The 23,514-nt window shown below is 59.9% G+C and carries 23 protein-coding genes and 1 riboswitch; of the genes, 6 read left to right on the top strand and 17 right to left on the bottom strand.

Annotation, left to right across the window (positions count from 1 at the left end):
• Window positions 1–479, bottom strand: a 479-nt coding sequence (locus EKD03_RS18865) for a hypothetical protein (RefSeq protein ID WP_238613555.1), incomplete at its 3' end; no start/stop codon positions are given.
• 471 nt (window positions 480–950) lie between these two features.
• Between EKD03_RS18865 and EKD03_RS15885 the strand changes: the two genes are divergently transcribed.
• Entirely contained in the window at window positions 951–1,328 is a 378-nt protein-coding gene (locus EKD03_RS15885; RefSeq protein WP_129633029.1) for a GxxExxY protein, read from the top strand.
• 65 nt (window positions 1,329–1,393) lie between these two features.
• Here EKD03_RS15885 and EKD03_RS15880 read toward each other — a convergent pair whose 3' ends face one another.
• The 5 genes from EKD03_RS15880 to cobT all read right to left on the bottom strand — a co-directional run bounded on the left by EKD03_RS15880 (window position 1,394) and on the right by cobT (window position 5,166).
• Entirely contained in the window at window positions 1,394–2,056 is a 663-nt protein-coding gene (locus EKD03_RS15880; RefSeq protein WP_129633027.1) for an energy-coupling factor ABC transporter ATP-binding protein, read from the bottom strand.
• Complete coding sequence (gene cbiQ / locus EKD03_RS15875) at window positions 2,053–2,823, bottom strand: cobalt ECF transporter T component CbiQ (protein WP_129633025.1); 771 nt, start codon at window positions 2,821–2,823, stop codon at window positions 2,053–2,055. Before cbiQ ends, EKD03_RS15880 begins: the two co-directional genes overlap by 4 nt.
• A 240-nt stretch (window positions 2,824–3,063) precedes the next feature.
• On the bottom strand, window positions 3,064–3,360 hold the full coding sequence (locus EKD03_RS15870) for an energy-coupling factor ABC transporter substrate-binding protein (RefSeq protein ID WP_129633023.1): 297 nt from the start codon (window positions 3,358–3,360) through the stop codon (window positions 3,064–3,066).
• Window positions 3,357–4,106: an energy-coupling factor ABC transporter permease gene (locus EKD03_RS15865; protein WP_129633021.1), complete on the bottom strand. Its 750-nt coding sequence runs from the start codon at window positions 4,104–4,106 to the stop codon at window positions 3,357–3,359. The genes EKD03_RS15870 and EKD03_RS15865 overlap by 4 nt, the downstream gene beginning before the upstream one ends.
• A 4-nt stretch (window positions 4,107–4,110) precedes the next feature.
• Window positions 4,111–5,166 carry a nicotinate-nucleotide--dimethylbenzimidazole phosphoribosyltransferase gene (gene cobT, locus EKD03_RS15860; protein ID WP_129633019.1) on the bottom strand — a complete coding sequence of 352 codons (1,056 nt, stop codon included), beginning with the start codon at window positions 5,164–5,166 and terminating at the stop codon, window positions 4,111–4,113.
• Between the two features lie 134 nt (window positions 5,167–5,300).
• Window positions 5,301–5,444: riboswitch (cobalamin riboswitch) on the bottom strand.
• 248 nt (window positions 5,445–5,692) lie between these two features.
• On the opposite strand from cobT, the gene EKD03_RS15855 reads away from it, so the two are divergent.
• Window positions 5,693–6,184 carry a hypothetical protein gene (locus tag EKD03_RS15855; protein ID WP_129633017.1) on the top strand — a complete coding sequence of 164 codons (492 nt, stop codon included), beginning with the start codon at window positions 5,693–5,695 and terminating at the stop codon, window positions 6,182–6,184.
• Window positions 6,185–6,192: 8 nt separating this feature from the next.
• Window positions 6,193–6,825, top strand: a complete 633-nt coding sequence (locus tag EKD03_RS15850) for a thiamine diphosphokinase (protein ID WP_129633015.1) — start codon at window positions 6,193–6,195, stop codon at window positions 6,823–6,825.
• A gap of 140 nt (window positions 6,826–6,965) precedes the next feature.
• Here EKD03_RS15850 and rpoD read toward each other — a convergent pair whose 3' ends face one another.
• The 3 genes from rpoD to EKD03_RS15835 all read right to left on the bottom strand — a co-directional run bounded on the left by rpoD (window position 6,966) and on the right by EKD03_RS15835 (window position 11,371).
• Window positions 6,966–8,156 (bottom strand): RNA polymerase sigma factor RpoD, encoded by a 1,191-nt coding sequence (gene rpoD, locus EKD03_RS15845; RefSeq protein WP_129633013.1) that lies wholly within the window; start codon window positions 8,154–8,156, stop codon window positions 6,966–6,968.
• A 216-nt stretch (window positions 8,157–8,372) separates the two neighbouring features.
• Window positions 8,373–10,076, bottom strand: a complete 1,704-nt coding sequence (ptsP, locus tag EKD03_RS15840) for a phosphoenolpyruvate--protein phosphotransferase (RefSeq protein WP_161569290.1) — start codon at window positions 10,074–10,076, stop codon at window positions 8,373–8,375.
• Window positions 10,077–10,225: 149 nt separating this feature from the next.
• Entirely contained in the window at window positions 10,226–11,371 is a 1,146-nt protein-coding gene (locus EKD03_RS15835) for an acyl-CoA dehydrogenase (RefSeq protein ID WP_129633008.1), read from the bottom strand.
• Between the two features lie 380 nt (window positions 11,372–11,751).
• Between EKD03_RS15835 and EKD03_RS15830 the strand changes: the two genes are divergently transcribed.
• A complete protein-coding gene (locus EKD03_RS15830) occupies window positions 11,752–12,810 on the top strand; it encodes a serine hydrolase domain-containing protein (protein ID WP_129633006.1) in 1,059 nt (352 codons plus the stop codon).
• A 163-nt stretch (window positions 12,811–12,973) separates the two neighbouring features.
• Window positions 12,974–13,570 carry an AP2/ERF family transcription factor gene (locus tag EKD03_RS18715; protein ID WP_202976804.1) on the top strand — a complete coding sequence of 199 codons (597 nt, stop codon included), beginning with the start codon at window positions 12,974–12,976 and terminating at the stop codon, window positions 13,568–13,570.
• Window positions 13,571–13,610: 40 nt separating this feature from the next.
• On the opposite strand, the gene EKD03_RS15820 is transcribed toward EKD03_RS18715, so the two are convergent.
• Window positions 13,611–14,309: a metal-dependent transcriptional regulator gene (locus EKD03_RS15820; RefSeq protein ID WP_129633004.1), complete on the bottom strand. Its 699-nt coding sequence runs from the start codon at window positions 14,307–14,309 to the stop codon at window positions 13,611–13,613.
• A 296-nt stretch (window positions 14,310–14,605) separates the two neighbouring features.
• Here EKD03_RS15820 and EKD03_RS15815 point away from each other — a divergent pair, with 296 nt between their 5' ends.
• Entirely contained in the window at window positions 14,606–15,022 is a 417-nt protein-coding gene (locus EKD03_RS15815; protein ID WP_129633002.1) for a hypothetical protein, read from the top strand.
• A gap of 434 nt (window positions 15,023–15,456) precedes the next feature.
• Here the strand turns inward: EKD03_RS15815 and yhbY are convergent, their stop codons facing one another.
• The 7 genes from yhbY to EKD03_RS15775 form a co-directional block, all read right to left on the bottom strand.
• Window positions 15,457–15,759, bottom strand: coding sequence for a ribosome assembly RNA-binding protein YhbY (yhbY, locus tag EKD03_RS15805; protein ID WP_129633000.1), 303 nt, complete (start codon window positions 15,757–15,759; stop codon window positions 15,457–15,459).
• Between the two features lie 13 nt (window positions 15,760–15,772).
• Complete coding sequence (locus EKD03_RS15800; RefSeq protein WP_129632998.1) at window positions 15,773–16,522, bottom strand: dolichyl-phosphate beta-glucosyltransferase; 750 nt, start codon at window positions 16,520–16,522, stop codon at window positions 15,773–15,775.
• 6 nt (window positions 16,523–16,528) lie between these two features.
• Window positions 16,529–17,500: a glycosyltransferase family 2 protein gene (locus tag EKD03_RS15795; protein WP_129632996.1), complete on the bottom strand. Its 972-nt coding sequence runs from the start codon at window positions 17,498–17,500 to the stop codon at window positions 16,529–16,531.
• Window positions 17,497–18,336 carry a dTDP-4-dehydrorhamnose reductase gene (rfbD, locus tag EKD03_RS15790; protein ID WP_129632994.1) on the bottom strand — a complete coding sequence of 280 codons (840 nt, stop codon included), beginning with the start codon at window positions 18,334–18,336 and terminating at the stop codon, window positions 17,497–17,499. The genes EKD03_RS15795 and rfbD overlap by 4 nt, the downstream gene beginning before the upstream one ends.
• 60 nt (window positions 18,337–18,396) lie before the next feature.
• Window positions 18,397–19,851, bottom strand: a complete 1,455-nt coding sequence (locus tag EKD03_RS15785) for an ATP-binding response regulator (protein ID WP_129632992.1) — start codon at window positions 19,849–19,851, stop codon at window positions 18,397–18,399.
• Between the two features lie 85 nt (window positions 19,852–19,936).
• The gene (locus EKD03_RS15780) at window positions 19,937–20,362 is read right to left on the bottom strand and encodes a hypothetical protein (RefSeq protein ID WP_129632990.1); all 426 of its coding nucleotides are present in this window, start codon (window positions 20,360–20,362) and stop codon (window positions 19,937–19,939) included.
• A gap of 233 nt (window positions 20,363–20,595) precedes the next feature.
• Window positions 20,596–23,514 (bottom strand): SdrD B-like domain-containing protein (locus EKD03_RS15775; RefSeq protein ID WP_174842887.1); only part of this gene is annotated, 2,919 nt, incomplete at its 5' end.

Below are 23,514 nucleotides of genomic sequence, written 5' to 3'. Positions count from 1 at the left end.
GAATGATCTACCGCAGAGGACGGAGAGGGACGCAGAGGATCGGCAAAGAAAACCCCTCTGCGCACCTCGGCGTCCTCAGCGGTGAAAATACCCACCGAATGATCTACCGCAGAGGACGGAGAGGGACGCAGAGGATCGGCAAAGAAAACCCCTCTGCGTCCCTCTGTGTCCTCAGCGGTGAAAATACCCACCGAATGATCTACCGCAGAGGACGGAGAGGGACGCAGAGGATCGGCAAAGAAAACTCCTCTGCGCACCTCGGCGTCCTCAGCGGTGAAAATACCCACCGAATGATCTACCGCAGAGGACGGAGAGGGACGCAGAGGATCGGCAAAGAAAACTCCTCTGCGTCCCTCTGTGTCCTCAGCGGTGAAAATACCCACCGAATGATCTACCGCAGAGGACGGAGAGGGACGCAGAGGATCGGCAAAGAAAACTCCTCTGCGCACCTCGGCGTCCTCTGCGGTGAAAATACCCACCGAATGATCTACCGCAGAGGACGGAGAGGGACGCAGAGGATCTAATCTAGGAACCCCTCTGCGTCCCTCTGTGTCCTCAGCGGTGAAAATACCCACCGAATGATCTACCGCAGAGGACGGAGAGGGACGCAGAGGATCTAATCTAGGAACCCCTCTGCGTCCCTCTGTGTCCTCAGCGGTGAAAATACCCACCGAATGATCTACCGCAGAGGACGGAGAGGGACGCAGAGGATCGGCAAAGAAAACCCCTCTGCGCACCTCGGCGTCCTCTGCGGTGAAAATACCCACCGAATGATCTACCGCAGAGGACGGAGAGGGACGCAGAGGATCTAATCTAGGAACCCCTCTGCGTACCTCTGTGTCCTCTGCGGTTAAATATGAACCTCTGTGGTTAAAAACATTCTCCCAAACAAGGATATAATAGGTACTATTCTGTATCTCCCAATGCTCTCTGCGGTGAAAGAAAAACTTATGCAAATTAATCAGATCAGTGGACAGATTGTTGATGCCGCGATGAAGGTTCATACTATCCTCGGCCCTGGCCTACTCGAAAGTGCCTACGAAGTCTGCTTGGCCCACGAACTACGTAAGCGTGGACTCAAGCTATCTACCCAGGTCACTCTTCCTATTACCTATGATGGAATTCAAATTGATGCTGGCTACCGATTAGATTTGTTCGTTGAGGAGACTGTGATTGTAGAACTGAAAGCAGTCTCCAAGGTTCTACCAATCCACGAAGCCCAGTTACTGTCCTACCTGAAACTCAGTGGTTGCAAACTTGGTCTGCTCATCAACTTCCATGTTGTACACCTCAAAGACGGTATCAAGCGTATGGTGAATAACATATAGAAATAATCCTCTGCGCACCTCTGTGTCCTCTGCGGTGAAATACCCATAGCTAAACACCTCCCCCATCACACCCGCACCCGCCCCTGCTCCATCACCGCCACCACATCCGCCCAACGCTCCGCCAAACGCAGATCATGCGTCGCCAGCAACACCGCCCCACCCTGCGCCACCAACCGATCAAAGATCGCCACCACCTGCTCATACGCCCACGGATCAAGCCCCGCCAACACCTCATCCGCCAACAACGCCAGCGGACGCATCGCCAGCACCCCCGCCAACGCCACCCGCGCCTTCTGCCCCATACTCAACGCATGTGTCGGGCGCTCCAACAGATCACCCACATCACACATCTGCGCCGCCTCAGCCACCCGCGCCCGCACCTCATCCAAATCCAAGCCCAGATTCATCGGCCCGAAACTGATATCCTGCGCCACACTGGCACTAAAAAGCTGGTCATCTGGGTTCTGAAACACCAACCCCACCTGCCGCCGCACCACATTCAACCCCGCCCGCGCATAGTCGAGTGGCTGCCCCGCTACCCGCACCCGGCCGCGCTGCGGACGCAGCAACCCATTGGCGTGGCGCAGCAGCGTACTCTTGCCCGACCCATTCCGCCCCAGCAGCACCATGCGCTGGCCCGCCGCCAATTGCAGGCTGGCCCCGTCTAGCGCCACCACACCACCGGGGTAGTGGTAGACCAGATCCTCCCACTCGACCAAGATCGTCATCGGGTTAGCCTCGCCAGCACCAGACTCGCCACCATCACCGCGCCTAAACGCCACGCCCACACATCATGGCGGTAGGTGTTGGGCAACACACGCAATGTTCCCTGAAACCCGCGACTCTCCAAACTCTCCTGAAGGCGCTGGCTACGCCGGTAACTCTCAATAAAGAGTTGACTGATCAACAGCGCACTGCTCTGCATGGCCCGGTGTGGATTGCAATACCCCAGCCGTGCTTCCTGGGCAACACGCATCCGCTCCAGACTTTCAAGCAGCACAAAGATCGCCCGGTAGGTCAGCGTCATCAGATCGATCAGCACCTCCGGCGTGCGCAGGCGGCGCAACAGATCGATCAGATCCACCAACGGCGTCGTCAGAATGAGAAAGTTGAGCGCCGCCGCACTCCCCAAGGCCCGCGCCACCAACACCAGCGCGTGCTGCAACGCCGCCGGGCTACTACTCAGCCATAGGCTCCCGATCTGCACCGCCCAGCCACGTGGAGCCACACCCCCCCAACTCAGACTCAGCGCCACACTGAGCGTCGAGGCCAGCAGAAAGAGTGCCTGTGCCACCAGCGCCTGCACCACCACCCGCCCCGGTAGCCGCGCCCACCCCACCGCCAACCCCAGCATCCAGCCAATACTCAACCCGCTCACCAACGGGTGATCCAGCAACAGACAGAGCAGCAACGCCACAAGTGCCAGCCCCCCCTTCTGCGCCGGATCAACCTGCCGGATCGCATTTGCATAGGCGTATCGGTCAATAACCTGCATGACTGTAACTGTTGTTCATGATGGACATAGACGGATTGCCTATTCCTAAACGGAGCATCTGTTTGACGCAAAGGCGCGAAGACGCAAAGGTCAAGTTGTGGTTGTCCAGTAACTATTCACACTTGGGGTAAAAGAAATCTCGTATTGACGCAAAGGCGCAAGGACGCAAAGGTTTTGTTGCAGGCTTTGCGCCTCTGCGTCTTTGCGTCAAAATCTTGGTTCTCGCAGACGTATGAATGCTCACATACCCGGCGGGCGCTGCCCACGCTTCAAACCAAAGAAGTAGCCGATCAGCCCCGCACCCAGCGCTGCCTGCAACGCAAACAACAGACTCTCGGTCTCCCCACCGGGCGGCTCCACCAACGGACGAAACCACGGCTCATAGCCGGGCGCGATCTGCACGATCATCTCCTCGGCAGCCCCATCCGCCCCGCCAAACTCCGAGTCTGGCACGATCAGCAACGGGATGATCGCCAGTGCGACCACCACACCCAGCAGCAGTAGGCTGGTCTTCCAACCAAAGATCTGGCGCTTCATTGCGCACCCCCTTTGAAAAACCCAACCTGCTTCAGTTCTGGCAGCGCATTGCTCTGCAACGCATTGAAGACCAGCACCGTCAGAATGCCCTCGCTGATCGCCAGCGGGATCTGGGTGATCGCAAAGATGCCCCCGAACTTGAGCAGCGCCACCACCACACCGCCCACCGGGTCGGGGAAGGCCAGCGCCAATTGGATGGACGTGACCACATAGGTGGAGAGATCGGCCAGCGCCGCCGCCAGGAAGATCACCCAGGCACTCGGCAAGCGCTCCTTCAGCCCGCGCCAGATGCCCCAGGCCACCAACGGCCCCACAATCGCCATACTGACCGCATTCGCCCCCAGCGTGGTCAGGCCACCATGGGCCAGCAGCAGCGCCTGGAAGAGCAGCACGATAGTCCCCATAACACTCATCACCGCCGGGCCAAACAGGATCGCCCCCAGGCCGGTGCCGGTGGGGTGGCTGCTCGACCCGCTGACACTAGGGATCTTCAGCGCACTCAGCACAAAGGCGAACGCCCCGGCTAAGCCGAGCAGCATGCGCGTCTCTGGCTGCTCCGTCACCAGCCGGTTGATGCGCCGCAGCCCATAGATCCAGAAGGGTAGCGCCACCAAAAACCAGAAGATCGCCCAGACCGGCGGCAAGAAGCCCTCCATGATGTGCATCGCATAAGCCGGGCGCGCCTCTCCTACAAGGAGAAGCAGCACCCCCGCCGCAATGATCGCAAGCCTAGAACGTCGGGTCATCGCGCTACTCCTTCCCCGACACCCCCGCCTCACCGAAGGTCGCCATCTCATCCAGGATCTTGCACGCCGCCTGACAGATCGAGATCGCCAGCACTGCGCCCGTCCCCTCACCTAGCCGCAGGTTCAGGTCGAAGACCGGCTCCAGATCGAGGCTACCAAAGACCGCCTGGTGGCCACGTTCTACCGAGCGATGCCCAGCGATCATATACGCCTTGGACTCAGGTGCGAGGGCGGCAGCAATAAGGGCGGCAGCCCCCGAAATGAAGCCGTCAATCACCACCGGCACCCGGCGGCTGGCCGCCCCGATGATCACCCCAGCCAACCCGGCGATCTCCAACCCGCCCACCTTGGAGAGCAGATCCAGCCCATCAGCCGGGTTGGGGCTATGCAGCTTCAATGCCTGCTCAATCACCGCCACCTTATGCGCCAGCCCCGCATCATCCACCCCGGTGCCGCGCCCCGTCACCTCAGCCACCGACATGCCACTCACCGCCGCCACAATCGCACTCGACGCGGTCGTATTGGCGATCCCCATATCGCCGGTGGCCAGAATATCGGCCCCGGCATCAATCGCCTCTACCGCCACCGCAATCCCCACCTCCACCGCCTGCTGCGCCTGCTCGCGGGTCATTGCCGGTTCGAGGCTAAAGTCGCGGGTGCCCAGCGCCACCTTACGCACCACCAGATCGGGATGTGCGGGTACCTCGGAGGCCACACCCACATCAACAATCACCACCCGCGCCCCGACGTGGCGCGCCAACACATTGATGCCCGCGCCACCATACAGGAAGTTCAGCACCATTTGCGGCGTCACTTCGGGCGGGAAGGCGCTCACCCCCTGTGCCGCCACCCCATGATCGCCCGCCATCACCACCACCGCCGGCTGCTTCAGTTGCGGTCGCACCTGCCCTGTGATCCCGGCGATCTGGATCGAGAGCGCTTCGAGCCGCCCCAACGACCCCTGCGGCTTGGTCAGCATGTCCTGGCGTGTACGCGCCGCCTGCATAACTCCGGCATCCAACGGCGCGATCCGGCCAATGGCATCAACGAGTAGACTCATAGAACCTCCACATTATTGGGCACAAAAAAACCCCAACCAATCACGGTGGGGGCAGGCTGACTGATGATTGCCAGCATTCAACCTAGATGAGTACCGGCGCACGGTCACGCTCTACCTCCTTGTCGCGAGAAGGATCGAACAACAACGTCGAGGTAGGCATCCTGGCTTCCACCCTCATCGGAGTGGTTACAGTTGCGGCACAGCGCTGGACTCTCACCAGCTTCCACCTTTCTCCCCTAGCATCCGGGCATCGGGGTACCTCAACGATATGCAGTTTTTGAAGTACACGCGCCATGATTGGCAAACATTATCACCATACCCGAATTTCCATCCGTTAGGCGTTGTGATGTATTAACAAAAGGTTGTTTTGTTGTTACTCATCCTGGTAGGAGTTGCGTATCCTTCGCGGACGAGGCAACGGTATATGTGAGTAGGGGCGAAGCATCGCCCACCATGGAGCCTGGGGAACACGAACGATATTGGCGGGCGATGCTTCGCCCCTACCCTCTCCACCCAAGGATCTGCTATGATGGTACACGACATCTGGGAACTTGAGGCCACCGAACGGGTACTCGTGGCGATCCTGCCCCATCAGCGCGACCTCGAACTGGCCCGCGAGGCGGGTTGGTACCGCGTTCCATTGGCGCGGCTACCCAGCCACTTTGCCGCTGAGTACCTGGCCTTCTACCAACCCGCCATCTTCGGCGCGGAGCGCTGGACAATCCGCTACTACGCCCCGGTGCTGCGCTACCGCATCGCCCTGCGCCGCGAGCTATTGCCCGCTGAACCCCAGCATCCGCGTGCCGAGGAGCGCTACTACCAGATTGACATCGGCCCGCTGGCGACGCTGCCCCTACCCATCCCAGCCCGTCGGCTGCGCCGGGTCAGCTTTATCAACACTACCATCGGCCAACTGCGCCGCGCTCACGATGTGGCCGATCTCTTCCATCCCGCTGAGGATGCCCAGCCCCCCGATGAGATCTGGGGCGCGGGGTTGGCGGGGCATAGTTTGACATAAGAAGAAGTATGTACGCGATCATTATTGCCAACGCCCCCGACTTTAGCGCCGCACCCCATGCGCCCATGCTCGCCGCCGCTGATCTGATCATCGCTGCCGATGGCGGTGGCAATGCGCTCTTTGCCGCCAACATCCTGCCCCATCTTGTCATTGGCGATCTCGACTCGCTCGATCCCGCCGCGCTGGCCCACTTTCAGGCACGCGGTGTCGAGGTGCAGCGCTTCCGCGCCGAAAAGGACGAGACCGACCTGGAGTTGGCGCTGCTCGCCGCCGTGGCACGCGGTGCCGATCAGATTGACATCCTGGGTGCGATTGGCGGGCGTTGGGATCAGGGCTTGGCCAACGTGGCCATGCTGGCGCTCCCCGAACTGATCGGCCACCATGTGCGCCTCGTGGATCTGCACCAGGTCGCCTTTCTGATGCGCGATAGTGCCAGCATCCCCGCCCAGATCGGTGCCACCGTCTCGCTCATTCCGCTGGCTGGCGCGGTACACGGCATCACCACCCAGGGGCTACGCTACCCCCTGGATGCTGCCACGCTCTATTTTGAACGCTCACGCGGCATCAGCAATCAGATCACCAGCCTACCCGCCCAGGTGACGATTGGGGAGGGGATGTTGCTCGTAGTGGTGAGTGTCTAGCCTCCCGGCGGGGGTTCGGGGGCGGCGCAGCCTCCCCCGAAGAACTTTTTTTCGCATACGTTGGCGGCGAAGCCGCCAACGTATGCGAAAAAAGAGAGTCTGGGGCTTCAGCCCCAACCGGGGGATTTAGGGCGATAGCCCTAAATCTGATCCAAATAATCCTTCAGCAACTTACCCAACCGAGGGTGGCGCAGCTTACGCAACGCCTTAACCTCGATCTGACGCACCCGCTCACGGGTCACACCGAAGGCTTTACCCACCTCTTCGAGCGTGCGCGGCTGGCCATCCGTCAGCCCATAGCGCAGTTCCAACACCTTACGCTCGCGCTCAGTCAACTGATCCAGCGCGGTCGCGATCTGCTGGCGCAGCATCCCACTCGCCGCCGCATCATCCGCATCCAGTGCGTGCGGGTCGGGGATGAAGTCGGCCAAGGTACTATCCGCCTCTTCTCCCACCGGCGTCGCCAGCGAGACCGGGTCTTGCGCGGTGCGGCGCAGCTCACGTAGCTTCTCCTGGCTCATGCTCAGTTCGTCGGCCAACTCACTATCGTAGGGGTCACGACCGAGCTTCTGGGTAAGTTGACGCCGTGCCGCCTGGATGCGATTGAGCGTCTCACCAAGATGGACAGGCAAGCGCACCAGACGGCTCTGGTCGGCCAAGGCCCGCGAAAGCGCCTGCTTGATCCACCAGGTTGCGTAGGTCGAGAACTTAAAGCCCTTGTCGTGGTCAAACTTCTCAATTGCCCGCAACAACCCCAGGCTACCCTCCTGAATCAGGTCAAGCAGCGGCAGACCCCGGTCGCGGTAGCGTTTGGCAATACTCACCACCAAGCGCAAGTTTGCGGCGGCCATCTGCTGGCGCGCCTCATTACCCTGATCAATCTGCCGTCGCAGGTGCATCGCTTCCGGGCCAGCCGGATCAATCTCCTTGATCCGCACCTGCGCCTTCTGACCGCGCTCGATCATCTGGGCCAGGCGCTTCTCTTGCTCAGCGGTCAGCAGCGGCACCTGCCCGATCTCGCGCAGGTAGAGCCGCACGCTATCTCCCAGCAGTGCATCAGAAAGTCCCTCGTCCAGATCAATCGTTACCGCACCAATCACATCCTCTTCCAGAGTTGCATCATCGGCACTATCGCGCACTGGGATGCTCGCTTCGGCGAGTGTTGCATAGAGTGTGTCAATTGCATCAATCGCCTCCTCTGGGTTTGGTACCAGTGCCTGTATCTCTTCAAATGTCACAAACCCACGTTGGCGCCCAAGCGCGATCAGTCCTTGAACATCGGTCGGGGGCGTAGCCGGGGTGCGCACAGTATCAGGTTGGGTCTGAGGCATAGCGTTATCCTTGAGCGGGCGAGGCGGTGCTGGGCAGAAGCGATCACGGGACGACGGGGTCGTTGTTCATTGATCCATACTGAACAAGTACCAGCGATGATGAAACATCCAGAGACGCAGCGATCCTAGGCTTTCTGGAGAAAGAACGAACAACCCGACCGATATCGCGCTCATAGATATAGCGTATATTGTAGCACACCTACGGAGATCAGGGCTTCAAGTTAGCAGTGCCTGAACCTCAGACGCATTGGCACATGTCAAGGCGCGCTGGGCTAGTTCGTGGGCTGCATGGCTCTCGGTGGCCCGAATTGCGGTGCGTACCAGGGGCAGGCTATTCGGGCCGCAACTCAGTTCATCCACCCCCAACCCAAGTAAGAGCGGAGTCGCCTGTGGATCGCCACCCAATTCCCCACATACCGCCACCATCCGCCCGTGACGATGTGCGGCATCACAGGTCATGCGAATCAGGCGCAGAATGGCTGGATCGAGTGGTTGGTAGAGCGTGGCAATCCGGCTATTCCCACGGTCACACGCTAACGTATATTGAGTCAGGTCATTGGTTCCCAAACTGAAGAAGTCGGCTTCACGCGCCAATGCCTCTGCATTCAACGCCGCCGCCGGAACTTCGATCATCACTCCAAGTTGTGGGTTGGGATGGTGCGTTAGCCCTTCGGCTGCTAGTTCGGCCATCGCCTGCTGGAGCAAGGCCCGCGCTTGGCGCACCTCATCTATCGTCGTCACCATCGGGATCATGATCCGAATGTCGGCGGTCGCTCCAGCGCGCAACAACGCCCGCATCTGGGTGATCAGCAACTCTGGCCGACTGAGGCCAATCCGCACGCCGCGCCAGCCCAAGAAGGGGTTCTCCTCTTGTGGCATCGGGAAGGCTTCCAGATATTTGTCGCCCCCTACATCCAAGGTGCGGACTGTGATCGGCAACCCCGGCATGACTGCCCCGACCGCCTGGTAGAGCGCGAGTTGTTCCGCTTCACTCGGCAGATCTGGGCGATCCATAAACAACAGTTCGGTACGCAACAGACCCAGCCCTGCCGCACCCCACGCGAGGGCTTCTTGTACCTCGGCGACGGTGGAGGCGTTGGCGAGGAGCAGTACCGCCTTGCCATCCTGGGTTATTGTGGGCAATCCCACCTCGGCCCGCAGCGCAAAGGTATAGGCATCCTGGCTCTCACGGGCGTTGCGTAGGCGCTTGAGTTCGTTCGCATCTGGCTCGATGTGCAGTTCTCCGGCGGCACCGTCGAGTCCCAGCAGTGTCCCATCGCGCAGGCTGAGGATCGAATCGCCCAAGCCAACCACCGAGGGGATGCTCAGCGCACGCGCCAGGATCGTACTGTGAGTCGTGACACCACCTTCAGCCAGGGCGAAACCGAGCAGCATTGCACGCGGCACACTCATCAGATCCGATGGCCCCAGGTGGCGCGCTACCACCACCGAGGGGGTACTGAGGCACTCCACGAGGCTCTTGGCTCCAGTCAGGTGGCGTTGTACCTGATCCACCACATCACGGATGTCGGCGGCCCGCGCACTCAGGTAGACATCGTCCAACTCGACCAACTCAGCCGCCTGTTCCTCGCCCGCAATCCGGATGGCGCGGGCGGCACTCTGCGCACCTTTGTGGATCAGATTGACCGCTCGCTCGCGCAGACTCGGATCAACCAGCAGCATGCGATGCGCCTCGAAGATCTCGGCTTCCTCGAACCGCCCATCCTCGCGTAGTTGCATCTCGTGGGCCGCGATCACTTCGTCTACCTTGGCAATCGCCGCATCAAGCCGCGCTACCGCCTTCTCTGGTGGCTCGGCCACCGAGAGATCCATCGTCACGCTTGGATCGAAGATCAGCGCCGGACCAATCACAATACCCGGTGCTGCGGCAAGGCCAGACAGGAGATGGCTGGTTGGCATAGAACTCCCCTCAGCATAAGTTTCTCGGAAGCTCTGCCGCATAGGCATTGCGTAGGGGCGCGTCGCGACGCGCCCTCTGGCGTGATGATCGCGCCGATGCATGGCTTGGGGACACGGGGGGCGCGTCGCGACGCGCCCCTACATGTTCTCTACCGCAACTCCAACACGCCATGCGCGATCACATTGCGCAGGATCTCCGAGGTGCCCTCACCAATCGTGAGCAGGCGCGTGTCACGGTACATGCGCTCCACCGGGAATTCCTGGCTGTAGCCATAGCCACCCATAATCTGAATCGCGTCGCGACAGACCTTCTCCGACGCTTCCGAGGCGTAGAGCTTGGCCACCGCCGCTTCACGGGTGTAGGGCTTGCCGAGTTGCTTCAGCCATGCCGCTTGGTAGACCAGCAGCCGCGATGCACTGACCGCAACTTCCATGTCGGCGATCATGTTCGCCACCGACTGGTGCTTCCCAATTGGTAGACCAAAGGCTTCGCGTTCACGGGCATACTTCACGGCGGCCTCGTAGGCTCCTTGGGCCATACCGACCGACATCGCCCCGATGCCGACGCGCCCACCATCCAGCACCTGGAGGAACTGAATAAAGCCCTTGCCACGCGCACCCAGCAGATTTTCCTGGGGCACACGCACATTGTCAAGCTGGATCGACGTTGTCACCGAGCCGCGCAACCCCATCTTCTCCTCCGGCTTGCCGAAGGTCATGCCCGGCGTTCCGCCCGGAATGATGATCGCGCTGATGCCCTTCTTGCCCTTATCCTTGTCGGTGACGGCGGTGACGATCACATGCCCAGCAACTGGTGCATTGGTGATCCACATTTTGCTGCCGTTGATCACCCACTCATCACCCTCCAGCACTGCCGTGGTACGGGTCGCCCCGGCATCCGATCCGGCGTGCGGCTCGGTTAGGCCAAAGGCGGCCATGTGCTTACCCTGTGCCGCTGGCTTGAGGAAGCGCTCCTTCTGCTCATCATTGCCAAACATGGCAATCGGCGCACTCCCCAGCCCAATATGTGCCGAATAGGCAATCGCCGTCGAGCCACAGCAACGGGCAACCTCTTCAATCGCAATCGCCGTGCTGATCGCATCCGCCCCGGCCCCGCCCCACTCTTCGGGGAAGGGTAGCCCCATCAGGTCTAGAGCCGCCATCTTGCGGAAGGTCTCAGCCGGAAATTCCCCACTCTCATCCACATGCCGTGCCAGCGGTGCAATTTCACGCTCAGCAAACTCGCGTACCGTCTGGCGAATCATCGCCTGCTCGTCGGTCAACCCAAAGTGCATCGTTGCCTCCAGGAATGCATGATCTCGATGTCGCTATTTGACGTTGCCAGTATAGCACAGCCTCTTCGGTGGCGCGGCAAAACAGGTGATTAGGGCATGTGCAAAGTCACCTCCGGTGGGGGTGCGGGGGCGGCTGCGCCGCCCCCGCAGAATTTTTTGTGGTGTTTTGGCGGCGAAGCCGCCAAAACACCACAAAAAATGGGGCTTGGGGTGCAGCCCCAAGGACTTTGCACATGCCTTGGTGATTAGGGCCGCAGACCCCGCGAAACTTGTTGGTTTGGTGATGCGGCTAACCGCATCACCAAACCTCATCCCTACGAGGGGCTAAAAAATGTTAGACTATCTTTAATAGTGAAGACGACATAGTATCGTAGGTGTGTATGCTCCCTGACACCCCAACTCTTACCACCGCTGCCGAGGCTTGCCGTTCCGCCGCGAACATGTCCGGCTTGCTCCTCGCAGTGGCTCATGCCGAATCACCCGCCCAGACATTCGTGTTGGGGAGTGATGCCGCTGGGGTGGCTCTCGAAGTAACCTCACTTGTTGCGGTCGCCTCGCTGACGAAACTCGCCACCGCGTTGGCGGTCTTGCGGCTGGTGGATCTAGGGGCGCTCGATCTCGACGCCGACCTTGCCGAGTACCTGCCCACCGCCGCTGCTGCTCGTCCTGGCGTCACGCTGCGCCGCATGCTCAGCCATAGCGCTGGCTTGCCGGTGGATATCCGCCCCGCCTGGGCACCCTACCAACTCGGCCTGACCTGGCCCAAGCTCGCGGCGGCATGTCTCGCCGAACCCCCCGTGGCGGCTCCGGCGAGTGTTGTGCAATACGGCAACCTGGGCTATGGCCTCGCCGCGTTGGTGGTGGAGATGACGAGCGGCCTTCCCTTCCCCATCGCGCTTCAGGATCTGGTGCTCAATCCGCTCGGTATTGAGGGCTACCTGGGTCACGAACTTCCCCGCCCACCGGCTCTCATTGCCGATGTGCGCGGGAATAACCCCCCTGGACTCACCCCCTTCAATTCGGCCTTCTACCGCTCGCTGGCGCTGCCCTGGGCTGGCTTACTCACCACGGTTGGCGGCGCTCTGGCCCTCGTGCGTGCCTTCGCGGGCCACCCAGCGCGCTTTCTCTCAGCCACGCTGCGCCATGAAGCCCTGCAAAACCAGACTCCCGGCCTCGCCGGGGGTTCCTTCACCCCGCTCTGGTACACCGATTGCCCTTGGGGCCTCGGCCCCGAACTGCGCGGCGACAAACAGCCCCACTGGGCACCCAGTACCGTCGCCCCCCACTCCTTCGGCCATGCCGGAGCCTCCGGCGCACTAGCTTGGTATGATCCCGCCACCCAGATCAGTTACGCCATCATCGGGACGCGCACCGCCGCGAATGGCTGGCTGCTGCGCCATGCCACCCAGTTGGGCGCCACCGTGGTAGGTGGCGCGTAGCCGACTTTGTGACGGTTCATGCTTGGGGAAAACAGCAACCTCATGTTGACGCCAAGGCGTCTTTGCGTCAAAATCAGGATGCTAGGGGGCGTGTGAACAGTTACCCGACTTTGTGGTATCCTTAAAAACGACAATTCCGCTCCACGATCTGAGCTAAGGGTATATGAAATCAGTACAACACCGGCGTCGTGGTTTGAACCCAAACGATGACGCTCAATGGGAATCACTCGTCCGTGAGGCTGCGGCCCAACTTCCAGAGAACCTAGCCCCACCCCTGTCCGATCTTCCACTGCGCGAGGTGGCCCTGCCGCCCGTGTCAGCGCCCGCATCGCCATCTTCATCGGTTTCAACTGCCACTGCTGCCCGTAAGATCAAATCCACCCGCTACGTCAACATTACCCGCATGGACTATGCCAAGTCCCAGGGCTATTTTGTGCGTGTGCGTTGGAAGGGCGAAGCCCGCAGTAAGCTCTTTAGCGATAGTGTCTACGGTGACCGGCTCTCGGCATTGGCTGCCGCCATCGAGTGGCGCGACCAAATGACCAAAGAACTCGGCAAGCCACGCCCCGGCGCCCCACCACCCGCCAACACCGGCATCCATCGCCGCATGCGCGGCGGGCGCGAGGTCTACGAGGCCACATGGTCGGTCAACGGCAAGCGCGGGCGCACTACCTACTCCATCGAGAAGCACGGGGCCAAACGCGCCAAAGCCCTCGCCATTGCGGCGCGTCAACGCGCCATGGCGGATTCCCGCGATTAACGGGGGGATGCGTTACGTAGAGACGCAATATCTTGCGTCTCTACTCCCCTTCCCCCACTCGTGCTACCTCAATCGTGCGCGCCAGACGTCGGTCAAGCGGATAGATCTCGGTGCCAATCTGCAACGAGATCGGCCCATCAAATGGCGCACTCTCGGCGATCTGGATGCGCTTACCAGGCGTAATCCCCAGATTGGCGAGGTAACGCAGCCGTTCAGCACTCTGGTCGCGCACTCGCGTAATGCGCGCCCAATCCCCTACTGCCAGATCGGCCAGCCGCAGATTAGCACTCACCGGCAAGCGCCCCTCTACCGTCGGGATCGGGTCGCCATGCGGGTCAACATCGGGATTACCGAGATGCGCCGCAATTCGCGCCTCCAGCTTCTCGCTGATGTGGTGCTCCAGCCGCTCCGCCTCTTCGTGGACCTCATCCCAACTATAGCCCAGCGCCTCCACGAGGTAGAGTTCGAGTAGCCGATGGTGGCGGATCACCTCCAGCGCGATCCGTTCACCCTCTGGAGTGAGCTGCACGCCCTGGTAGGGGGTATGCTGCACCAGCGCCATCTCGGCAAGTTTCTTGATCATACCAGTGACGGAACCGGGCTTAAAGCCGCGTAGATCACCCAGCATTGAGGTCGTAACCACCCCACCTTGCTGCTGGAGTGTGTAGATCGACTTCAGGTAATCTTCAATCGCCGGGGTGATCCGGCTATTCTGGTTCTGCTCGTCGGATCGCACCACAGCCCCGCCTCCTTCTCAGACGTACATGCGCCATTGCTGCGCGCCTGCCTGTGGCAAATGTACCATACTCGTGGGGTGGCTGCAAAGGGGGGGGATCAATATGCCTTGTAGGGGCGAAGCATCGCCTCGTATGGAACCTGGGGCATGCGGATTGTCTGGGTGGGCGATGCTTCGCCCCTACGGGATGAATCGGGGAACCCCGGCGACGTATGGTTTCCTTTGACGTAGCCCTAGCGGCATGCTATCCTACATCGTCAAGAAGCCCGTTCGCACCGACGTAGATTGAGGTGTTGACGATGACCATTACTGATCGTATGCTCACCGGCGCAATTGCCAATAACCCCGCCAATTATGATGGCGATGGCGAATGGCGCTATTCCATCCCCAACAAGGCGATCTACTTTTCGCGTGTTTCAGACCCCGATTCCAACGATGATGAGCCTTGGTTCGCTCTGCCCTCGCTCAACCCCGATGGTTCGCGCCGCATGGAACTGGCCTTCCAGCAGTTTATCAAGCGGCGCTGGCCGCCCAGCCGCTGTGCGGAGTTGCAGCGCTTCGCCGAACGGCGTGGCTGGAATTTGGCCATGGAACTGCGCTATGGCGGCGGTGCCCTAGAGGATAAAGAGGCCGAAGAGTGGCAGTTTGTCGTCAATCGCGAACTCCAACGCCTCGCCCAACAGGTGCGCCAGAAGATTGCGGATTTGCCGGCGTAGCGACGCAACATGTTGCGTCGCGAACTTGGTAGAGACGGCCCGCCGGGCCGTCTCTACCGGGATTCACCCCCCTAGCCCCATAACCACCTTCTCGTAGACATCTTCAAGCGCCAGCGAGCATGCAATCGAGCCGATAATAATCCGTGACTCAAGACCAATCGCTTCTTGGCGCAGCCATTGGCTATGCTCCTGGCGTGAATAATGCTCAATATGATAAGTAACTGTTCACACTTGGGGTAAAAGAAACCTCGTGTTGACGCAAAGGCGCGAAGACGCAAAGGGTTGTTGCAGGCTTTGTGCCTTTGCGTCAAAACCTGGAGGCTAGGAGAAGTGTGAACAGTTACGCTAACCGCAGAGGACGGGGAGGGATGCAGGGCATCTTGTCCTAGATCCTCTGCGTCCCTCCCCGTCCTCTGCGGTTAAACCCTCACCCCCTACAACGGCAGGTTGATCACCCGCCGCTCCGGGTCGCTCTGCTCGCGGTAGAGCGTCGCCACATGGCCGATCAGGCTCACCAGCGCCGCCCCAGTACTCTCCACTATCGTCGCGGTCAACTCCTTGCGCTCCTCCTTATACTCCAAGAAGCGCACCTTGATCAACTCGTGGGCGTCCAGTTCACGCTCGATCTTCTCGATCACCTGCTCGGTCAGCCCCTGCTTCCCCAAAAGGACATGCGGCTTGAGCGGGTTGGCCCGCCCGCGCAGATAGTTGCGCTGGCGCTTGCTAATCTCTTGCATAGGTTCCCTATTTCTAATGGTAGCGCCCGCGCAGATCATTCATCCGCACGGTCAGCACATCGCGTAGATTACGCAACGAGTCGCGAACGATATTCACTTTGGTCTCTGTACCATACTGCCACTGCACCGGCACCTCACAGATGCGGTAGCCATACCGCCGCGCCAGAAAGAGCAACTCCACATCATAGGCAGTCACCGCCGCGCCCTGCACTATCGGCGCGTTGTCGCCGTAGATGCGTACCCGCCGGAAGAGATCGTGCGCCACCGGGCGGCTCATCGCCTTGAAGCCACACTGGGTGTCGTTGATCCCCTTCAAGGCCACGCTCTGGATGATCCGGTTAAAGACCCGCCCCATCACATGGCGGTACCACGGCTCGCCCTCGCGGCTGGCCCCCAACCCCTCGCGTGAACCGATCACCACATCGTGCCCAACCCGTAGTTGCGCGTAGAGCTTCTCCCATTCACTGATCGGCACCGCTAGGTCGGCGTCGCATAGCAAGACATACATCCCCCGCGCTGCTAACGCCCCGGCGCGTACCGCAAACCCTTTGCCTCGGTGGTCGCGCCGTAACACCCGTACCCCCGCTACCTGCTCGGCGAGGTTGGCGGTAGCATCGCTACTCCCATCATCCACCACAATCACCTCACTGCGGTAGTTCTGGGCTTGGAGATACTCCATCACCTGAGCCAAGGTCGCAGGTAGGCGGCTCGCTTCATTGTAGGCGGGAATAACAACCGAGAGAAAAGGTGTTTCGTTAGACACAAATGCTCACTTTGGCGGCTCGCCACTAGTTGGGGACCAACGGATAATTGCATCGCTTAAACGCTCATCACTCATGGGTGAGACGATCCGTCGCCGTTTGGCCAGGAAGCGCGGCAATTGGCGCAACCCCGCCAACTGCCCCCGCAGTCGTGCGCGCGCCGCCGGTTCACGCATGTGGCGCAGGCTTTGCATAGTGAAGCTGATCTGCGAACGGATGAAGTCCGACCAGTGACGCAAGATGAGCCGCTTGGGCATATTTTTGGCCCACACCAACCCGAAGTTGCGCCCACAGTAGTAGCTCGCCAACGCCCCGCCTCCCGTGGCGCTCAGTTTATGGTAAACCACCGCAGTTGGCACAAAGATCGTGCGCAACCCGGCTCGCCGCGCCCGCAGGTTGAGATCGACATCTTCGCAGTACATCACCAGATCTTCATCAAAGATCTTTCCATCCTCAGCCAACAACGCTAAGGCTTCGCGGCGGTAGGCGGCGGCCCCGGCACATGGGCCAAATACCTCGCTCACCACATCATATTGCCCACTGTCGTGCTTCCACACCCCGCGTGAACCTGGCTCGCCATTGATCTGGTAGTAGTCGCCTGCGGAATGGATGTGATCACGCCGATCAAACAGCATCAGTTTACTCGCCGCGAATGCATAGTGTGGCTGGCGTTCCAACGCCCCCACCAGTTGATCGAGCCAGTGCGGCGTGGCCTCGGTATCATTGTTCAACAGTACCACAAAGGGCGCGGTGGTGGCCGCAATCCCCGCATTGACCACCGCCGCAAGACCTTGGTTCTGTGCGCGGACGATAACCTGTACTTCTGGGTAGTGCTCGGCGATCAGGGCCACCGAGTCATCCTGGCTCCCATCATCCACGACCGTCACCACAAAGTCGCGGCGGGTCTGGGCGCGGAGGGCATCGAGACAAGTTGGCAGTAGCGCACGGCCATTATAGTTGGGGATGATAACGTCAATCATGCCAGCGTTGTCAGATACTCAGCCAGGGCCTCTTGCCATGGGCGCAGCGTGATACCAAGATCGCTCGCTGCGATGTTGAGCAGCGGGCTGTAGGGCGGCGGTGTACTGGCACGTGGGTAATCGGCCAGTTGGATCGGCGTGATTGGCAGATCATGGTAGCCCGCCTGCCGCACGATCTCACTGGCAAAGGCGTGGCGTGAACACGCCCCTGAGTTGACGAGGTGGTAGGTACCGTAGGCGCGTGTCCCGATCAGGCGCACAATCGCGGCGGCCAGATCGAGGCAGTAGGTGGGGTTGCCCACTTCATCATCAACCATCCGCAATCCACCGGCGGGTGGGTTGGCCGCCAAGCGCAGCACCGTGCGCACAAAGTTACGTTCCCCACCAAAGAGCCACGCAATACGCACAATATAGAAGTCGCGCAGCACCTCACGCACTGCCATCTCACCCGCCAACTTGGAACGCCCATACGCATTGATCGGCCCGGTCTGATCATACTCCATATAGGCGCGGCCCGTGTTGCCCGCAAAGACCTCGTTGGTGCTGATGTAGACCATGGGCGCACCTAAGCGCCGACACGCCAGCGCCACATATTTGGTACCCATCGCATTGACCCGATAAGCCCATTCGGGATCACGCGCACAACCATCTACATCAGTATAGGCGGCTGGGTGGATGATCAGTTCGGCTTTGGTCGCCACCAACTGCTCCACTGCAGCCGGGCTACTCAGTTCTATCTCATTGCGGTCTACGAGGATCAACTCATGCCCATCGGCCAAAATTCTAGCCAAGGTACTTCCGAGTTGCCCCTGTGCGCCTGTGATCACGATTCGCACGTTGCTTCCTCCGCTACCCTCAATACCGGATTTCAAGAGTAGCAGATCGTACAAGCAGCGTCAAACGGAAGGCAGGCTGATCTCAACCATAATCCCCGGCCCATCATTACGATTACTCAGCGCACAATGGCCCCCGGCAGCATAAATAATGCGCGCTACCAACGCTAATCCTAGCCCCATGCCATCAATCTGGCCCGTGAAGCTGCGTTCACCCTGGTAGTAGGGTCGCCACGCGGCACTGATCTGCTCTGGCGAAAGGGTGACCCCATCATCCGTGACTCGGATGCTGATCAGGTTCTCGCCATCACTCAGAATCTCTACGCGCACATATGGTTTCTGGTAGGGGTGAAACTTCCGCGCATTTTCGAGCAGTTCGCGCAGTACCACCTCCATACTGCTCTCACTTATCGCGATGTGGCGGAGAACTTCGGCTTCATGGCCGATGACCTCGATGGAGGTGATGCCTAACTCGTGCGCAATATCGCTAACCAGTGCTTTGATCTGCCCAATACCTATGCGGGTATGGCCTTGCAGATCCGAAGAGGATTGCAGATAGTGCAGGATGTCTTCAATTTCACTCTTGAGGCGTCGTGTCCCCGCAATCGCAATTTCGGCGATATGGGCGATCCCCTCGCGGTTCATGGTTGCGGCCCCATCATTGATCAGGGTCAATCCACCCAGAATGCTCACCAGCGGCGTGCGTAACTTGTGCGCCATCATCGCATGGAAAGTCCACATGTCGCGCTGTGAGGTGATCTGAGTCGTGACATCACGCATCCGGACGACGATGCGATCATCGCTGATTGGTGGCTGACTGGCCAGATCGACCTGAATCCAGAACTCGCTCGACATGCGTGTCTCTGGGCGTACCAGCATTCGCGGTGCCCCGTCTGACAATGGTAATGGCCACGAGGCCCAGGATTGTTGCGGCGCAAAGGTGTATTGGCGTGCGATGCAACTGAGTAAGGGGCTGTGTTCGTCGGTGCCGATACTCAAGAGTTCACGCGCCCGCTGGTTACTGTACTGGATCTCATCGCTATGGTTGATGATCAGGTAGCCATCATCCGATTGTTCAACTACCCAGGCAAAACGCGCCTTCTCGGCGGCGGTACGCTCCTGCTCCTCCAAGAGCAGTCGGTAACGGTTCAGGCGTAGTACTGTGGCTACTCGGGCGCGTAGCTCGATGGTATCAAATGGTTTGCCGATGAAGTCGTCCGCCCCTGACTCAAAGCCGCGCAGCCGTGATCCCCGATCATCCAATGCAGTGATCATGATCACTGGCACTTTGGATAAGTGCGGATCACTCCGCAATGCCTGACAGACGGCAAAGCCATCCATTCCTGGCATCATCACATCCAGGAGTACTAGATCGGGGCGATGTTGGTTTGCTAAATCTAGCCCTTCTTGGCCATTGAGTGCCGAGAAGATCTGGTAGTCGAGTGGACGTAACAGATCGGCAATGATCGAATGAATCTGTGGATTGTCATCAATGAGCAGAATAGTGCTGCGATCCATAGGCGTAGAGGGGGTGCATTGTGTACGCTTGAGCATATATGCTCAGTATACCGATATTTTATGCGCACCGCGAGGCTAGTTTTGTTCAGATTGGCCCAACTCGCCCACGAGCCGAGAGAACAATCCGCACTAACTCTTCATCACTTGGCCCACCGCCATGTTCTTCCCACCAAATGCGATACCAGCGCAGATTTTCCGTAAAAGCCCACATGACCTCTTCGTGACTCAGTGGTGGTACCCGCTGACGCAGATCATGGATGACTTCTTGCCGATCACTATCACTCAATTCATCTAGTGATTCAAGAATACGTTCAGCTCGTAAAAGAAAAATTTCACGCTCAATTGTTGGGAATTGATCGCCAATTTGTCGGATATTGCCCAAATAACAAATGGTACGCTGTCGTGGCGCACCTTTTTGATCGCGGTAACTTTCGACAAGGTATGCGTCGAAAAAGTTGGTATCAGCGATATTGGCATTTTTATGGCGCCGGACGATCCAGCGTACATACATGGCATGGCTCCATGAGAACAGATTTTATCTATTATAGCATGGCTTCGTTCTTTCTTGACTGATATGTCATTGGGTAGGTAGGGCATGGGCAAATTCCTTGGGGTGGAGCAGCCGCCCCCGCACCCCCACCGGAGGTGACTTTGCACATGCCCTGCATTGGGTAGGTAGGGCATGGCTAAAGTAGGGCGAAGCAGTGCCCCTTGTGCACAAGGGGCACTGCTTCACCCTTACTCCTACCGCACTACCAGCGGCAGATAGATCCGCCACTCCTGCACCTGGGGCTGCTGCTCCAGATGGTACTCGTTGCGGCTGCCGTTGATCTCCACCTCGACCAGCCAGTAGTGGTAGCCCACTCCGGCATTGGCGCTGCGGTCGAGCCAGTCGTAGCTCGCTCCACCACCACTCACGCCCCGCGCCAGGATCATCTGGCTCACCTGTACCGCAGCGGCGCGGTTGTTCGTTTCACTACGATAGATCTCAAACCCGGCACTCTTCAATTCGCTGCCGGTCTCCCAGCGCAGTAGATTGCCCTCGCTCTGCCGCTCCACACGAACGTCGAGTAGGCTGATTGAGGTCGGTGGCCGCGAGATGCCCATCCACCAGGTCATGTCCTCGGTGCCGATGTTGAGCGTGAAGATCGCTGTGCTGCCGTTATTCGGATCAGCATCGCTGTCCGAGGTGTCAGCACCCTGATCAGGGCGGCTGATCACCCAGCCCGTTGGCGGGGCAAAGCGAATGTAGTAGTTCCCCGGTTCCAGTTCGTCGAAGCGGAAGTTGCCATCCGGGTCGGTTGTTGCAGTGCGGATCGGGGTCGTCTCACCCTCGCGGTAGAGATAGACCGGGATGTTGCGCACGCCCTCTTCATTCCCGCTGTCGAAGATGCCGTCTTTGTCAACGTCCTCCCACACCCGGTTGCCCACGCTGGCCAGCCGGTACAACCCGATGTCCAGATCCGGGTTGTTGTCGCCCGGATTGAGTGTCACGCTCCCACTCCGTAGTGTGCCGCGATCAATGTCGTTGTCGTTGGCTGTATTGCCGCCCTGGTACTGCGGGCTGACCTGTCGGTTGAACGGACGCACGATTTCGATCAGGTAATCGCCTCTGCCTAGTTCGTCAAACTCGTAGTAGCCGTTGCTGTCCGTCTGAGTAGTACCAACCACATTGCCGTTCTGGATGAGGCGGACAGTAACGTTCCCCACACCCGTCCCGCCGTCATTCTGAATGCCGTCCGCGTTGGCGTCATCCCACACGAAGTTGCCCAGGCTGGCCGGTAGGTAGATCCCACCATCCCAGGTGGTGTCGTTCTCACCACTGATGAGGTTAGTGGTGCTGGTGCGGCCCGTGCTGCGATCCGCGTCGCTGTCGGTTGTACTCGTCCCCTGCCCAACCGGGCTGAAGATGTAGTTCGGCGGCAGGTTGCTAAAGACGAGGTAGTAGTCGCCCGGTGCGAGGTTGGTGAAGCTGTAGTCCCCACCCCCGCTCGTGCTGGTGCTATCCACGAATGTACCGTCACTACTGTAGAGCGTGACCGTCACCCCATCCACGCCTGTCTCGCTACCATCCTGCACGCCATTCGCGTTGACATCGTTCCACACCCGGTTGCCGATGCTGGCGGGCAGGAAGAAGCCGAAGTCCACCGTCTGGTTCCCACTGGTTCCATCACCATCCACACTGCTGTCTGGCTCGGCAGCGGCGCGTAAGCGCACCACACTGGTCACCACGTTACCACTCACCAACCCGCCGTTGTCGTCGTTGTCGGTGTTGTTCTCCGGGTCGGCCCCTGGCTCGTTCGGCCCCGCCGTTGCGTTGATGGCACCGGTGCTGCTCAGGAGACCGTTCAACGGGCCAGTGAAGTTGCTGGCCGGGATGACCACCACGTAGTCACCCTGGGGCAAGTTGGTGAACTGGTACAGCCCATTGATGGTGGTCTGTTCGGTCACGTAGGTGTCACCCGTGCCATTACCATCCGTGTCACGGTAGAGTTGCACGGCCACACCGTCAATGCCACTCTCGGTGCCATCCACACTACCGTTGTTATTGCTGTCGTTCCAGACCAAGTTGCCCAGCGTGAGCAACTGGTAGATCCCGGCGTCCCAACTCAGGTCGCTCTCGCCACTCTCTAGGTTGAAGGTGCTGCTGCGCCCATTCGCCGGGTTGGCGTTGCTGTCGGTGTCGGTTGTCCCGCCGCCGGTCGGGCTGAACCCGTACCCGCTCGGTAAGCCGAACTCCACGTAGTAGTCGCCGGGCGGCAGGTTGGTAAAGGTGTAGATCCCACCACCACTGGTGTTGGTGGTCGCCACGTATGTGCCGTCGCTCCGGTAGAGCGTGACAGCCACGCCATCCCGGCCCGTCTCGCCACCATCCTGCACGCCATTCCCGTTGACATCGTTCCACACTAGGTTGCCGACGCTGGCTGGTTCGAAGAAGCCGAAGTCCACCGTCTGGTTGCCACTGCGGTTATCACCATCCACAGCGATGTCCGGCTCGGCAGCGGCGCGGAGTTGCACCACGCTGGCCACCACGTCGCCACTCACCAGGGTTCCGTTGTCGTCGTTGTCGTCGTTGTCCTCCGGGTTGTGTCCTGGCTCGTATGGCCCCGCTACGAGGCTGGTGGTGCCAGTGCTGCTCAGGAAGCCGTTCAGCGGGCCAGCGAAGTTGCTGGCCGGAATGACCACCACGTAGTCGCCCTGCGGCAGATCAGTGAACTGGTAGATTCCACCCCCACTGGTTGTGTCCGTGGCCACCCAGGCGTCACCGACGCTGTAATTGCCACTGCTATCGCTGTCGCGGTAGAGTTGGACAAGCACATCGTCAATGCCACTCTCGGTGCCATCAACAAGGCCGTTGTTATTCAGATCGTTCCAGACCAGATTGCCCAGGCTGAGCAACTGGTAGATCCCGGCGTCCCAGGTCAGGTCATTCGCGGCACCACTCGCCAAACTGATGGTGCCGGTGCGCCCGGTGGTTGGGTTGGCGTTGCTGTCGGTGGCCGTTGTCCCCGCTCCAGTCGGGCTGAACCCGTACCCGCTCGGCAGGTTGCTAAAGACCACGTAGTAGTCGCCCGGAGCCAGGTTGGTGAAGAGGTAGTTGCCGTTACTATCCGTGGGCTGCGACGTACCCACCGGATCGCCGGTTGTGGCGTTGTAGAGCGT

The organism is Candidatus Oscillochloris fontis (assembly GCF_004138135.1).
In the GTDB taxonomy this organism is placed as follows: domain Bacteria; phylum Chloroflexota; class Chloroflexia; order Chloroflexales; family Chloroflexaceae; genus Oscillochloris; species Oscillochloris fontis.
Note: the sequence above shows the minus strand (reverse complement) of the source record. Positions and strands in the feature narration are given on the sequence as shown.